At 63.8% G+C, this 14,675-nt stretch carries 12 protein-coding genes; 5 read left to right on the forward strand and 7 right to left on the reverse strand.

Annotation, left to right across the window (positions count from 1 at the left end; translation table 11 throughout):
• Position 1: 1 nt before the first annotated feature.
• Positions 2-2,863, reverse strand: a complete 2,862-nt coding sequence (locus tag ACEL92_RS19530) for an RND family transporter (protein WP_374026286.1) — start codon at positions 2,861-2,863, stop codon at positions 2-4.
• Positions 2,864-3,224: 361 nt separating this feature from the next.
• On the opposite strand from ACEL92_RS19530, the gene ACEL92_RS19535 reads away from it, so the two are divergent.
• Entirely contained in the window at positions 3,225-4,736 is a 1,512-nt protein-coding gene (locus ACEL92_RS19535; protein ID WP_374022324.1) for a GMC family oxidoreductase, read from the forward strand.
• A 16-nt stretch (positions 4,737-4,752) separates the two neighbouring features.
• Here ACEL92_RS19535 and nrdE read toward each other — a convergent pair whose 3' ends face one another.
• From nrdE to ACEL92_RS19555, 4 genes are all read right to left on the reverse strand, one after another.
• Entirely contained in the window at positions 4,753-6,918 is a 2,166-nt protein-coding gene (gene nrdE, locus ACEL92_RS19540) for a class 1b ribonucleoside-diphosphate reductase subunit alpha (protein ID WP_374022325.1), read from the reverse strand.
• The gene (nrdI, locus tag ACEL92_RS19545; protein WP_374022326.1) at positions 6,888-7,340 is read right to left on the reverse strand and encodes a class Ib ribonucleoside-diphosphate reductase assembly flavoprotein NrdI; all 453 of its coding nucleotides are present in this window, start codon (positions 7,338-7,340) and stop codon (positions 6,888-6,890) included. The genes nrdE and nrdI overlap by 31 nt, the downstream gene beginning before the upstream one ends.
• Positions 7,341-7,383: 43 nt before the next feature.
• Entirely contained in the window at positions 7,384-7,623 is a 240-nt protein-coding gene (locus ACEL92_RS19550; RefSeq protein ID WP_374022327.1) for a redoxin NrdH, read from the reverse strand.
• A 527-nt stretch (positions 7,624-8,150) separates the two neighbouring features.
• Positions 8,151-8,708, reverse strand: a complete 558-nt coding sequence (locus tag ACEL92_RS19555; protein WP_374022328.1) for an NAD(P)H-dependent oxidoreductase — start codon at positions 8,706-8,708, stop codon at positions 8,151-8,153.
• Between the two features lie 92 nt (positions 8,709-8,800).
• Here ACEL92_RS19555 and ACEL92_RS19560 point away from each other — a divergent pair, with 92 nt between their 5' ends.
• From ACEL92_RS19560 to ACEL92_RS19570, 3 genes are all read left to right on the forward strand, one after another.
• The gene (locus ACEL92_RS19560) at positions 8,801-9,403 is read left to right on the forward strand and encodes a TetR/AcrR family transcriptional regulator (RefSeq protein ID WP_374022329.1); all 603 of its coding nucleotides are present in this window, start codon (positions 8,801-8,803) and stop codon (positions 9,401-9,403) included.
• Positions 9,400-10,434, forward strand: a complete 1,035-nt coding sequence (locus ACEL92_RS19565) for a DNA polymerase IV (protein ID WP_374022330.1) — start codon at positions 9,400-9,402, stop codon at positions 10,432-10,434. Before ACEL92_RS19560 ends, ACEL92_RS19565 begins: the two co-directional genes overlap by 4 nt.
• A 126-nt stretch (positions 10,435-10,560) precedes the next feature.
• A complete protein-coding gene (locus ACEL92_RS19570) occupies positions 10,561-11,553 on the forward strand; it encodes an IS481 family transposase (protein WP_374026287.1) in 993 nt (330 codons plus the stop codon).
• Here ACEL92_RS19570 and ACEL92_RS19575 read toward each other — a convergent pair.
• Together ACEL92_RS19575 and ACEL92_RS19580 are read right to left on the reverse strand one after the other, a co-directional pair.
• The gene (locus ACEL92_RS19575; protein WP_374022331.1) at positions 11,491-12,411 is read right to left on the reverse strand and encodes an SDR family oxidoreductase; all 921 of its coding nucleotides are present in this window, start codon (positions 12,409-12,411) and stop codon (positions 11,491-11,493) included. The genes ACEL92_RS19570 and ACEL92_RS19575 overlap by 63 nt on opposite strands.
• Before the next feature lie 27 nt (positions 12,412-12,438).
• The gene (locus tag ACEL92_RS19580; RefSeq protein ID WP_374022332.1) at positions 12,439-13,074 is read right to left on the reverse strand and encodes a TetR/AcrR family transcriptional regulator; all 636 of its coding nucleotides are present in this window, start codon (positions 13,072-13,074) and stop codon (positions 12,439-12,441) included.
• A 116-nt stretch (positions 13,075-13,190) separates the two neighbouring features.
• Between ACEL92_RS19580 and ACEL92_RS19585 the strand changes: the two genes are divergently transcribed.
• Positions 13,191-14,672 (forward strand): cytochrome P450, encoded by a 1,482-nt coding sequence (locus ACEL92_RS19585; RefSeq protein ID WP_374022333.1) that lies wholly within the window; start codon positions 13,191-13,193, stop codon positions 14,670-14,672.
• Positions 14,673-14,675: the final 3 nt, after the last annotated feature.

Consider the following 14,675-nt stretch of genomic DNA (forward strand, 5'->3'; position numbering starts at 1 on the left):
CCTACAACCTTCTTTCGCCATGCACTAGGGGCGGTTCTTCTACCAGGACCGGGGCGGCGCGACGTTCGGTGGTCGTACGCGACGGTCTGGGTGGAATCCACTGGGGCCACCAGAAGAACGACCCGAGCAAGCGTGCGACCGCGGGCGTGATGAATGAACGCACGATGAGCGTGTCAAGCAGAAGACCCAGGCCGATGATTGAACCCATCTGGCCGATGTTGACCAGATCGCTCGAGACCATCGCCATCATGGTGACGGCGAAGACCAATCCCGCTGTGGTCACGACTTTGCCGGAGTTGGCGACCGCTCTGATCAGGCCGGTGTTCAAACCCGCTTTGGCTTCCTCGCGGTAGCGAGCGATGAGTAGCAGGTTGTAGTCGGAACCGACCGCCACCAAGATGAGGAAGGTGAGGGGCAGGTTCAGCCAGCTCAGCGGGACGCCCAATAGATGCTGCCAGATGAGGACCGACAGACCGAACGCTCCGGAATAGGAGAACGCCACGGTTCCAAGGATCACCAATGCTGCGACAACGCTTCGGGTGATGAGCAGCATCACAAGGAAAATCATCGCGAAAGCCGCTGTCGCGGCGATGAAAAGGTCGTTCCGCGAGGCTTCCTGGATGTCCCAGTACGTCGCCGCGGCGCCTCCGAGATAGACGCGCGATCCGGCGAGCGTGGTGCCTTTCAACGCCTCCCTGGCGGCAGGCAGATAGGCCTGGTCATGCTTGATACCTTCGGGGCTGAGTGCCTCTCCGTCGTGGTAGATCATGTACCGCGCCGCTTTGCCGTCCGGAGACACGAAGAACCGGAGGTCGATCTGAAAGTAGGGATTTTGAAAGGCATCCGGCGGCAAATAGAAGAAATCGTCATTCTTCGAGCTGTCGAAAGCGTAACCCAGATCCATCAGTTGGCGGCCCAGCTCATCCAACTGGGTCAACTGAGGTGTGATCGTGCTGTGCTCGGCCGAGATGATTCGGCGCATGTGGTCGAGTTCGCCGACGTTTTGGCCGATCAGTCCGACGAGCTGTGGCGTCACAGCATCTTGAATCAATGCGGCATTCAGGTTCTTGTCCATCTCGTCCGTCAGCTGGTCGAACTTGTCGGTGACGTCGAAGAGCGACCGCAGCGACCAGCAGATCGGGATGTCGAAACAATGCTTATCCCAATAAAAGTAACTGCGAAGAGGGCGCCAGAAGTCGTCGAAGTCAGCGATGTCGTCCCGCATCGAATCGCTGACCTCTTTGATGTTTTGAGCGGCATCGGCCGCGATATGCGCGGCCCCTGCCTGTCGCGAGGTCAACTCTTGCTGGTGATGCAGGAGAGCTGTCAATCGGTCGGTGACGGCGGCCATGTCCGTGAGCCGGTTGTTCAGATCGGCGAGGAAGGGTAACAATTCTTTGATCTTTGTTCCCATCGTGCCCACGGCGTAGGTAAATGATGAATGCTCGAGCGGCGCACCCAAAGGCCTGGTGGTGCCTTGCACCATCGCTACTCCCGGCGTGTGAAAGACGTTGTGCGCAACCCTTTCCAGCGCGATCATGTCCGTACTGTTACGCATGTCATGATCGGATTCCAACAGGAGCATGTCACTGTTCAACCGGCTCACGGGGAAGTGCCTGTCGCTTGCGGCATACCCTTGCTTCGACGGGATGTCATCGGCGATGTAGGCGCGGTCGTCATAGTTGGGGCGGTAGGACAATAGCGTGACCGAGCCGACCAGCACCACCATGGAACTCGCCAGCAGGAGCCGTCCAGGCCAGCGCACGACCAGTGTCCCTACCTTGCGCCAGATACCTGCTCCTGCAGGACGTTTCGGATCGAACAGTCCCACGCGACTGCCCAGCGCGAGCAACGCCGGACCGAATGTCAAAGCAGCCGCGACTGCGGTGAGCATCGCCACAGCGCATGGAATGCCACAGGTATTGAAGTAATTCAGTCGGGTGAACTGCAGGCAGAACGTTGCCCCGGCCACCGCCAGGCCGGACCCGAGAATGACGTGGGACACGCTGCCCACTGCGGAATAGTAAGCGGTTTCGCGATCTTCACCGGCATGGCGTGCTTCGTGGTAGCGGCCGATCAAGAAGATCGCGTAATCGGTGCCCGCGCCCAGGATCAGGGAGACAAGAATGTTCGACGCGAATTCGGATATCTGGGTGAACTTGTGGAAGGCGAGGAACGAGACGATGCCCCGTCCGCAGATCAGTTCCATCATCACCATGAACAGGATCAGCAGCGCGGTCGTTATCGAGCGATAGACGATCAGCAGCATCATGGTGATGAGGACGATGGTGACGAACATGATCGTGATGAGGCTCTTGTTGCCGACCTCGAGCATGTCTGCCGACAACGGTGCCGCACCCGAAACGTAGACTTTCAGTCCCGGCGGGGTTTTGGTGTGCGAGACCAGATCACGCACCGCACGGATGGACTCGTCCGACAGCGACGAACCTTGATCGCCAGCGACCCGCACCAAGGTGTAGGACGCCTGACCGTCATTACTCTGCACACCCGCAGCCGTCGTTCCTTCGCCCCACAGATTCATGACGTACTGAACGTGCCTGTCGTGCTGCAGTTTGGCGACCAGCGTGTCGTAGAAGGAGTGGTCAGCCTGATCCAGTTTGCGGGAACCCTCCAGCACGACCATGACCAGGCTGTTGCTGTCGGATTCCTTAAACACTTCCCCGATGTGGATGAGCGCCTTCGCCGACGGCGCATCCAGAGGGACCAGGGGGCCGCGGTTTGCCTCGGTGACGGGCTCGAGCTGCGGGACGACCGTGTTGACCACCACCAGCAAGGCAATCCAGGCGAGCACCACCGCGAGCGAATACTTCCGGATGATGCGTGCAACAAACGGTCTACGCACATCGGCGCCTGCGCGGCGCCGGTTCACGCGGACAGCACCCTGCACCAGACGCCCGGGTCGGGGGCATGGAAACCTCACGCGGCGGTGCCGCTTGCTGGAACACGTTGATGGCCAGTCATATTTACGAGAATGCGATGCCTTTCTATCCGGGGGGTCCTTCCTATCGGCCGCCCTCCGAGATACAAGCTAGGGACGTGAGCTCCCCCGGTCTACCCGAATAACGCGGCCGATGGCCGGAATACGCGGTGGTGCCGAAGCCAGCCGTGGTGCGCTGGCCTTGATGGCCGGCCGCTCGCCGTCTTATGGTGCTCGACACCGATTGAAATGTGTTTCCCCCCAACGCCTGAGGAGAGGCCTAGTCTTGCCAGAAACTGAGTCATATGACTTCATCGTCGTGGGCGCGGGTACCGCCGGGTGCGTCTTGGCGCGCCGACTGAGCGATGACAGCAACCTCCGGATCCTGCTTCTAGAGGCGGGAAGTGCCACCCTCCCGCCTTGCAGCGCCCAACCGCCGCAGTGGCCGACGCTGATCAAGAGTTCTGCCGACGGAGGCCGTCTCACCACGGTGCAGGCGGCAACCGGACGGGCGGTGCATTTGCCGCTCGGGCGCGGAATCGGTGGGTCTTCGGCAATCAACGGCATGATGTTCGCCCGCGGACACCGCGATAGTTACACCGATTGGCCACCCGGCTGGCGATTCGACGACCTCTTGGCCTACTTCAAAGCCAGTGAGTGCGCACCCAGCGGTGATCCTGCGTTGCGCGGCGAGAAAGGCCCCCTGCACGTCGCTCCCGTGGCGTCGCCGAACGAGGTACTTGCTGCCGGGCTGCGCGCCGCGTTGCAGTGCGGCCACCCGCCTGCGCAGGATCTGAGCAGCGGATTTGAGTGGGGTTTTGCAGCGCCGGACGTGACGATTCGCAACGGGCTCCGGCAGAGCGCGGCGGATGCTTATCTGTGGCCGGTGTTTCCCCGCGAGAACCTGACTCTGGTCGCGGATGCCGTCGTTCACCGGCTACGAATCGCCGGCGGGCGCTGTAGCGGAGTGGAGTACCGCGTCGCGGGCCAGGCTCCGACTGTGGCGCTGGCAGCCGAAGTCGTGTTGTGCGCCGGTGCAATTGGCTCACCGCGACTGCTGATGATGTCGGGTGTCGGACCGCAAAACCATCTACGCGACCTCGGCATAGATGTTGCGCTTGACCTGCCTGGCGTAGGATCCAACTTGCACGACCACCCATTCACCGGGGTGATATTCCAAGCGGCTCAGCCTATTCCGACGCCACGGCACAACCACGGCGAAATAATGGGCATGATCCGCTCCCCATCCGCCGTAGCAGCGCCTGACTTACAGATTCTGTTCGTGGACACCGGCGCCTTGGCCGGACTCGACATGCCGAATATCTACGTGATCGGCGTATCCGCGATGCAGCCGTTCAGCCGCGGCAGCGTGCGTTTGGCGGGACCGGCCGCCGACACGGCACCCCTCGTCGACCCCAATTACCTCGGGGATGCACGCGACGCGGAGACTTTGGTGGAGGGTCTCTTGATAGCCCGAGAGATCGGTACCGCATCCGCGCTGGACGCCTGGCGCGGCGCGGAGCTGGCGCCGGGACCGGGAATCGGCAGCAGAAAAGCGTTGCGCGAGTTCATGAAACAGACGGTAGGCCCCTACTTCCACCCGGCGGGGACCTGCGCCCTCGGGCACACTCAGCATTCCGTGGTTGATGACGAGCTTCGGGTCCACGGCATCACTGGACTCCGCGTAGCGGACGCGTCTGTCATGCCCTCGCTACCCTCGAGCAACACGCTGGCCACCGTCTATGCGATTGCCGAACGGGCTGCGGCTCTCATCAAGGGGCGCAGTATCGATACCTGACCCTTGATTGCCCGTCCTAGAGCATGCAGGACACGCAGCCCTCGACCTCGGTTCCCTCCAAAGCCATCTGACGCAGCCGGATGTAGTACAGCGTCTTGATGCCCTTGCGCCAGGCGTAGATCTGCGCCTTGTTCACGTCACGGGTGGTGGCGGTGTCCTTGAAGAACAGCGTCAGCGAAAGCCCCTGGTCGACGTGCTGGGTGGCGGCGGCGTAGGTGTCGATGACCTTCTCGTAGCCGATCTCGTAGGCGTCCTGGAAGTACTCCAGGTTGTCGTTGGTCATGTAGGGCGCCGGGTAGTAGACGCGGCCGATCTTGCCTTCCTTGCGGATCTCCACCTTGCTGGCGATCGGGTGGATCGAGCTGGTCGAGTGGTTGATGTAGGAGATCGACCCCGTCGGCGGGACGGCCTGCAGGTTCTGGTTGTAGATGCCGTGCGCCTGCACCGACTCCTTCAGCCGCTTCCAGTCGTCCTGCGTGGGGATGCGAATGTCCGCGTCGGCGAACAGCTGACGCACCTTGTCGGTCTGCGGCTCCCACACCTGCTCGGTGTACTTGTCGAAGAACTCGCCCGAGGCGTACTTCGACCGCTCGAAACCGCCGAACGCCCTTCCCCGTTCGATGGCGATGCGGTTCGACGCCCGCAGCGCGTGGTAGAGCACCGTGTAGAAGTAGATGTTGGTGAAGTCGATGCCTTCCTCGGAGCCGTAGAAAATGCGCTCCCGGGCCAGGTAGCCGTGCAGGTTCATCTGCCCCAGCCCGATCGCGTGGGACTCGTTGTTGCCCTGCTCGATTGAGGGCACCGACGTGATGTGCGTCTGGTCGCTCACCGCGGTCAACGCGCGGATCGCCACCTCGATCGTCTGCGCGAAGTCCGGCGAATCCATCGCCTTGGCGATGTTCAGCGAACCGAGGTTGCACGAAATATCCTTGCCCACCTTCGAATACGACAGATCGTCGTTGAACTCCGACGGCGTGGACACCTGCAGGATCTCCGAGCACAGGTTGGAGTGGGTGATCTTGCCTTCGATGGGGTTGGCCCGGTTCACCGTGTCCTCGAACATGATGTAGGGGTAACCCGACTCGAACTGCAACTCGGCCAGCGTCTGGAAGAACTCCCGCGCCTTGATCTTGGTCTTCCGGATCCGCGCGTCGTCGACCATCTCGTAGTACTTCTCGGTCACCGAGATGTCGGCGAACGGCAGCCCGTAGACCCGCTCGACGTCGTACGGCGAGAACAGGTACATGTCCTCGTTCTTCTTGGCCAGTTCGAAGGTGATGTCGGGGATCACGACACCCAGCGAAAGCGTCTTGATCCGGATCTTCTCGTCGGCGTTCTCCCGCTTGGTGTCCAGGAACCGGTAGATGTCGGGGTGATGCGCGTGCAGGTACACCGCGCCGGCGCCCTGGCGCGCACCCAGCTGGTTGGCGTAGGAGAACGAGTCCTCGAGCAGCTTCATGATCGGGATGACGCCCGAGGACTGGTTCTCGATGTTTTTGATCGGCGCGCCGTGCTCGCGAATGTTGGTCAGCAGCAACGCAACCCCGCCGCCGCGCTTCGACAGCTGCAGCGCCGAGTTGATCGATCGCCCGATCGACTCCATGTTGTCCTCGATGCGCAGCAGAAAGCAGCTCACCGGCTCGCCGCGCTGCTTCTTTCCCGAGTTCAAAAACGTCGGGGTGGCCGGCTGGAACCGCCCGTCGATGATCTCGTCGACGAGCTTCTCGGCCAGGCCGGTGTCGCCGGCGGCCAGCGTCAGCGCCACCATGACCACACGGTCCTCGAAGCGCTCCAGGTAGCGCTTCCCGTCGAACGTCTTCAACGTGTAGGAGGTGTAGTACTTGAACGCGCCCAAAAACGTCGGAAACCGGAACTTCTTGGCGTAGGCGCGGTCCAGCAGTGACTTGACGAAGTTGCGCGAGTACTGGTCGAGAACCTCACGCTCGTAATAGTTCTCGCGGATCAGGTAGTCGAGCTTCTCGTCCTGATTGTGGAAGAAAACGGTGTTCTGGTTGACGTGCTGCAAGAAGTACTCCCGCGCCGCCAGCACGTCCTTGTCGAACTGAATCTTGCCGTCCGCGTCGTACAGATTCAGCATCGCGTTCAGCGCGTGGTAGTCCGTCTCACCGGGCAACGCATGCGCGCCGGACGTTACAGGCTCTGCAGTGACGGTTGGTGGCACGTCTGTTCCTTCCAGAAATCTTCCAAGCCCGCGCGGACGGCTTCCACGTCGTCCGGGGTTCCCATCAGTTCGAAGCGGTAGAGGTACGGAACGCCGCATTTGCGTGAGATCACGTTGCCCGCATAGGCGAATTCGGCACCGAAGTTGTTGTTGCCCGCGGCGATGACACCGCGGATCAACGACCGATTCTGCTCGTTGTTCAAAAATGCGATGACCTGCTTGGGGACATAGCCACCGGCATTGAGGTCCGGGGTGGCCCGGCCGCCCCCGTACGTGGGCAGTATCAATACGTACGGCTCGTCGACCTCAATGCGCCCGTGCAGCGGTATCCGCGTGGCGGGAACACCCAGCTTCTCCACGAAGCGATGGGTGTTCTCCGACACCGAGGAGAAATACACCAGGTTGCGCTGCGTGCTGTCCATGGCACCGCAACCTCCTTCTTACCTAACGTCCTTCGCTAATGACTCAAGCGCTGAGCGCCGATTCCGCGAGCGCCTTGATGCGGTCCGGCCGGAAGCCCGACCAGTGGTCGTTGCCCGCCACCACCACGGGGGCCTGCAAGTAACCCAACGCCATCACGTAGTCGCGCGCGTCGTTGTCGAGCGTGATGTCGACCTTCTCGTAGCCGATGCCCTGCTTGTCCAGGGCCTTGAACGTGGCGCTGCACTGCACGCATGCCGGCTTGGTGTACACGGTGATGCTCATGAAAGCCGCTCCTTTGCGGAAGGTGGGACTTGTAATGGACTGGCAACTACTCGGGTACTGCAACAAACGCTGTCTTCGCTGTGTTTCAGCGGCCCGTCAAGCCCCCGCGTCCCCGTCCTGCGGCCGTCGGGGTCGAATGACCTCTGAGCCGATTTCGGGTGGTGAACCAGGGCCCGGTCGGCCTGGTGAACCTGGGATCTGCCGGTGCTCGAAACACTACACCTAGTGGCTGACAAGTTGTCGAGATACAACATGTTCGGAATAACAATTCTGAAATTCGCTGGTCGTAAGGCTTCTGCGGCAGACACGCCCGGCGTGTCGCAGGTCACAATCTCCGTGGAAGCCGGGCATGAGATTCGTTGTATCACCGGCCACCGACAAGCCCCGGCGACGCGCTTCGATGCCGACGCGGTCCGGGCCGGCCGCCCGGCCACTAGCAAAGCCGCCAGCGGGGGCTGGCGGCTTTGGCTATTTGGTTGTGGCAACCTCGCTGGTCGCCCGGCGATCGGCTTGTTGACTTCCGCCAATCAGGCGACCTCGGCGGCCAGCTTGCCCAGCGCGTCGCGAACGTTTGCGGCGACCTCGGCGTGCTCGCGCGGGTGCTGCCCGTTCAACGTCGCGAACGGAATCGACAGCTTGATCGTGTCAACCACCCGGGCACCGGCGATCCCGAACGACTTTCGGGTGTCGTCGTGCGCCCACACCCCACCGTACTGACCGAAGGACCCCCCGATCACGGCCAGCGGCTTACCTTTGAGCGCGCCGTCGCCAAACGGGCGCGACAGCCAGTCCACGGCGTTCTTGATAACGGCCGGATAGCTGCCGTTGTATTCGGGCGTCACCACCAGGGCGGCATCAGCGTCGGCCGCCGCGGCGCGCAGAGCGGCCACCGGGGCCAGCGTCGGCGCTTCGGGATTCATCGCGTCGTCGATCTCCTCGTTGTAGAACGGCAGCTCGCCGAGGCCCTCGAAGACAACGACGGCGACGCCGTCCGGGGCGACTTCGGTGGCCAGCTCAGCGATCTGGCGGTTGATCGACGCGGTGCGCAAGCTCCCTACCAGTGCCAACACTGTCGTGTCCGGCATGATCACATTTCCCTTCGCTCGTTGTTGTCCATCCTTGCATCGATTGAACCGGACTGCAGTCCGCTTTGTTCCCGTGACGCTACAGTAAAACCGTGAACGCCGCCGACCCGGTTCGGGATCTGCCGGTTTCCGCGCCGCACGAGCGCGGCGACGCCGCCCGCAACCGAGCCCTGCTGCTCGACGCGGCGCGCCGGTTGATCGACGAACACGGGGCCGACGCGGTCACCATGGACGACATCGCGGCTGCCGCGGGAGTCGGTAAGGGCACCGTCTTTCGCCGGTTCGGTAGCCGCGCCGGCCTGATGATGGTGCTGCTCGACGAGGACGAGCGGGCCCTTCAGCAAGCGTTCATGTTCGGCCCCCCTCCGCTGGGTCCCGGCGCACCGCCGACCGACCGCCTCGTCGCGTTCGCGCGTGAGCGGATCCGCTTCGCCCACGCCCACCACGGATTGCTGTCGGCGGCCAACCGCGACCCACAGCACCGGCACAACGCGCCCGCGACCGTATCGCGCACCCACGTGCGGGCACTGCTCAGGGCGGCGCAGTCCACCGGCGACCTCGATGCGCAGACCGACGCGCTACTGGCCCTGCTGGACGTGGACTACGTCGAGCATCAACTCACCGAGGGTGGCCACACCCTCACGACACTGGGTGACGCCTGGGAAAGCTTGGCGCGCAAGCTTTGTGGACGATGAAGCCCTGCTGGGTCCTGCACGTCGACCTCGATCAGTTCCTGGCGTCGGTCGAGTTGCGCCGCCACCCCGAGCTGGTCGGGCTGCCGGTCATCGTCGGCGGCAACGGCGATCCGACCGAACCGCGCAAGGTGGTCACCTGCGCTTCCTACGAGGCCCGGGAATTCGGCGTGCGCGCCGGCATGCCGTTGCGGACCGCGGCGCGCCGCTGCCCCGAGGCGACGTTTCTGCCCTCGGATGCGCCCGCCTACGATGCGGCCTCCGATGAGGTGATGGGATTGCTGCGCGACCTGGGACACCCGGTCGAGGTATGGGGTTGGGACGAGGCGTACGTCGGGGTGACGGGGGCCGACCCATCCGAAGTGGCCGAGGAGATCAGGACCGTCATCTCGTCGGAAACCGGGCTGTCCTGTTCGGTAGGCATCAGCGACAACAAACAGCGCGCCAAGGTCGCGACCGGCTTCGCCAAACCGGCGGGCATCTTCACGCTCACCGACGCCAACTGGATGACCATGATGGCGAACCGCCCGGTCGACGCGCTGTGGGGCGTGGGTCCCAAGACGGCGAAAAAGCTTGCCGCGCTGGGGGTAACGACGGTGTGGGAGCTCGCGCTCAGCGATGCCGAGTTGCTCACGTCCGCGTTCGGCCCGCGCACGGGCCTGTGGCTGCTGCTGCTGGCCAAGGGCGGCGGCGACACCGGCGTCAGCGCCGAGCCGTGGGTCCCCCGCTCGCGCAGCCACGTCGTCACCTTCCCGCGCGACCTCACCGACCGCGCCGACATGGATTCGGCCGTAGCACGATTGGCCGAGCAGGCGCTGGCGGACGTGCTGGCATCCGGCCGGATCGTGACGCGGGTCGCAGTCACCGTGCGAACCGCGACGTTCTACACCCGCACCAAGATTCGCAAGCTGGAAGCACCGACCACCGATCGCGACACCATCGTCGCGGCAGCGCTGCGCGTGCTGGACCTATTCGAGCTCGACCGCCCGGTCCGGCTGCTCGGGGTGCGCCTCGAACTGGCCATGCCGGACTAGCTGTACTGCCCAGGCAGGTTGGTTGAGGAAGTGTGACGACACGCTGTAGCGGTCGTTGATGGGTGAAGGTCTCCTGTCGTGGAGTGGAGCTGCTACCACTGCACCCACAACGAACAGGAGACCTTCGTGGTCCACGCTAATGCCGTTTTGACTCCGCGCGGGCGGTTGTTGCTCGCGCGCCGTGTCGTTGAAGAGGGCTGGCCGATTTCTCGGGCCGCCGAGTATTTTCACGTGTCCTGGCCGACCGCCAAACGCTGGGCATCGCGGTACGCGGCGATGGGTGCCACCGGGATGAGCGATCGGTCCAGCCGGCCTCATCACAGTCCGAATCGCACGTCGCAGGTGATGGTGCGCCGGATTGTGGAGTTGCGGTGGCGGCACCGACTCTCACCGATCGCCATCGCCTCAAGGTTGTCGATGTCGGCGTCCACGGTGCACGCGGTGCTAGTGCGCTGCCGGCTGAACCGGTTGTCGCACATCGATATCCGCACTGGCGAGCCGATCCGTCGCTACGAACATGATCTTCCTGGTGCACTGGTCCATGTCGATGTCAAAAAGCTCGGCAACATTCCCACCGGTGGGGGTTGGCGATTCGTTGGCCGTGGCCAAGGCAAGAAGAACCGCGCCGCAACCCCGGATGTGCCCCGCAACCGACACCGTGACGTGCTGTTAGGACATGCCTTTGTCCATACCGTCATCGATGATCACTCCCGGGTCGCTTACGCCGAGATCCACGACGACGAGACCGCACAAACAGCCATCGCGGTGCTACGTCGCGCGGTGGATTGGTTCGCAGCCCGCGGGGTCCTCGTCGCAAGCGTCTTGTCCGACAACGGCTCCTGCTACCGCTCTCGCGCCTGGCAGGCCGCCTGCACTGAACTCAACATTCTCCACAAGCGGACGAGGCCCTACCGTCCCCAGACCAACGGCAAAATCGAAAGATTCCACCGCACCATGGCCGCCGAATGGGCCTTTACCAGGCACTACCCCAATGAACGCACCCGCCGCTCAGCCCTACCGGCTTGGCTGCACACCTACAATCACCACCGGCAACACTCAGCGATCGGAAAGGTCCCACCCATCACACGGTTGACCAACCTGCCTGGGCAGTACAACTAGCGCTGCCGGGGCGGGCCGCAGCGCCCGGGTGAACACCACGTTGACCTGACGCATCGCCACGCTGTAGGGCCACCAGGCCAGCCGCTTGAACGCATACAGCGCCCGGATGTCCGCCGACGTGTAGATGAGGTAGCGGTTCTTGGCGACCCCGGCCAGGATCTTTTGGGCGGCCTTCTCCGGCGACACCGCGTGCCCGCTGAAGCGGTTCACCCAGCGGGCGACCTTAGGGTCTTCGCGGTCCACGCCGGCGATCTCGACGGTTTGGACCAGCGGGGTGTTGACCGCACCCGGCACCACGACCGACACGCCGATGCGGTGCCGGGCCAGGTCGAAGCGCAGCACCTCCGACAGGCCGCGCAGCCCGTATTTGCTTGCGCTGTAAGCCGCATGCCACGGCAACGCCACCAAACCGGCCGCCGACGACACGTTGACCAGGTGCCCGCCCCTGCGGGCCGCCACCATCGGCGGCACGAACGTCTCGATGACGTGGATCGGACCCATCAGGTTGATCGCGATCATCTTGCTCCACTGATCGTGGGTCAGCCGGTCGACCGTGCCCCAGGCGGACACTCCCGCGACGTTGAGCACCACGTCCATGCTCGGGTGGTCGCGATGGATGTCGGCGGCGAACGCCGCCACCTCGTCGTAGTTGGCGATGTCGAGGGCCCGGTGCGCGGACACTTCTGCGCCCAGGGCGCGGGCGTCGGCGACGGTCAGCTCGAGCCCATCGCGGTCCCGGTCGGTCAGATAAAGTTCGGCGCCGTCTGCGGCCAGCCGCAACGCGGTGGCACGGCCGATGCCGCTGGCCGCGCCGGTGACCAGACACCGTTTGCCTGCGAAGTACCCCTGCTGCCCCATTGCCGTGACGATACCGGCGGGAGCGCCCTACGGACGCCCGCCCCAGAGCGCGTGCAGCCACAACCGCTCGAGCACGCGCACGCGGCGGTCGAGATCGCTGTCGCGGCCGGCCAGGATGGGATCGCCGGTCAGCATCAGCGCGGTGGTACCGGCCAGGGTGCGGATCAGGGTGGGTAGGTCGTCGCTGATCGGGTGGGCCGTCCCGGCCTTCATCTCGGCTTCGACGATCGCGACGATCTGGCCCAGCACCACCTCGAATTGCCGATCCATCAGGTTGCGGATCTCGACGTCGGTGTTGCGCGCCTCGTTGCAGGCGGTCATCACCGGGTCGTTGTGCGCGTAGACGGCCGCCGCGCTGCCGACCATGCGTTTGGCGAACTGGTCGGGGGACTCCCCCGGCTGCCGCGGCGCGAAATCCTGGGTGAGCTCTTCGAGTTCCTCGGCGGCCTCGGCCATCAACTGGGCGAGGACGGCGTATTTGGAATCGAAATAGAAGTAGAAGCCAGACCGCGCCACCCCTGCCCGCAGGCTGATGGTGCTGACCGACAGCTCCGCGAATGACTTCTCCTGCAGCAATTCCCGCACCGCCTGCAGGATCGCCTGGCGCTGTTTGTCGCCCCGCCGTTGCCCGCCCGGTTCCGGGGTGGCGGGGTGGCTACTCATTCCCTGACCTTGCACCACGCCGGGGAAAAAGCAAACTTGACAGCCGTCAAGTTTTTTCCGAAGGTTATTGGACGGTGACGGCTGTCACCTCGGAGGGAACGCGCAAAGGAGCGTCTATGACCGCCACCATCAGCACCCCGCACTACCTGCTGGACCAGGCGCGGCGCCGGTTCACCCCGTCGGTCAACAACTTTCCCGGCATGGGCATGGTGGAACGCAGGCTCCGGAACACCCAGTTCCCGGAGCACACACTTGCCGAACCGCCAGCGGGCAGCGGGCTCAGGCCGGTCGTTGGCGATGCCGGGCTGCCGGTCATCGGGCACATCATCGAGATGTTGCGCGGCGGGCCCGACTACCTGATGTTCCTGTACCAGACCAAGGGACCGCTCGTCTTCGGGGACTCGCCCGTCCTGCCGTTCGTCGCGGCGATGGGTCCGGACGCCGCCCAGGAGATCTACACCAACCGAAACAAGGATTACTCGCAGCAGGGCTGGACCCCGGTGATTGGCGCCTTCTTCAATCGCGGCCTGATGCTGCTCGACTTCGAGGAACACCTCTTCCATCGGCGCATCATGCAGGAGGCGTTCGTCCGCTCCCGCCTCGTCGGCTATGTCGAGCAGATGGACAAGGTCGTGTCGCAGGTGATCACCAACGACTGGGTCATCGACGATCCGCGCTTTCTGCTGTATCCGGCGATGAAGGAGCTGACCCTCGACATCGCGTCCATGGTGTTCATGGGACACGAGCCGGGCGCCGACCGTGACCTGGTGACGAAGGTCAACAGGGCCTTCACCATGACCGTCCGGGCTGGGAATGCGGTCATTCGCACGCCCGTACCCCCGTTCACGTGGTGGCGCGGGCTCCGGGCGCGTCAGCTGCTGGAGGATTACTTCAGCGAGCGCGTCAAGGAGCGCCGCGGTCGAGAGGGCAACGACCTGCTGACCGTGCTGTGCCAGACCGAGGACGAGGAGGGCAACAGCTTCACGGACGAGGACATCGTCAACCACATGATCTTCCTGATGATGGCGGCCCACGACACCTCCACCACCACGGCCACCAACATGGCCTACCAGCTGGCGGCCAATCCGGTGTGGCAGCAGCGCTGCCGCGACGAATCCGACCGCCTCGGTGACGGTCCCCTCGACATTGAATCGCTGGAGAAGCTGGAGTCGCTCGACCTGGTGATGAACGAGTCGATCCGACTGGTGACGCCGGTGCAGTGGGCGATGCGGCGGACGGTGCGCGACACCGAACTGCTGGGCCATTACCTGCCCAAGGGCACGAACGTCACCGCGTTTCCTGGCGTGAATCACCTGCTACCGGAGATTTGGACCGACCCGATGAGGTTCGACCCGGAACGATTCACCGAACCGCGCAACGAACACAAGCGCCACCGGTATGCATGGACCCCGTTCGGTGGCGGCGCGCACAAGTGCATCGGAATGGTATTCGGCCAGCTGGAAATCAAGACGATCATGCACCGGCTGCTGCGCAGCTACCGGCTGGAGCTGGCCAGGCCGGGCTACCAGGCTAAGTGGGACTACCGCACGATCCCGCTACCGATGGATGGCATGCCGATCGTGCTGCGCCCGCTGTAGGCC

Source organism: Mycobacterium hainanense (assembly GCF_041890355.1).
Taxonomy (GTDB): Bacteria; Actinomycetota; Actinomycetes; order Mycobacteriales; family Mycobacteriaceae; genus Mycobacterium; species Mycobacterium hainanense.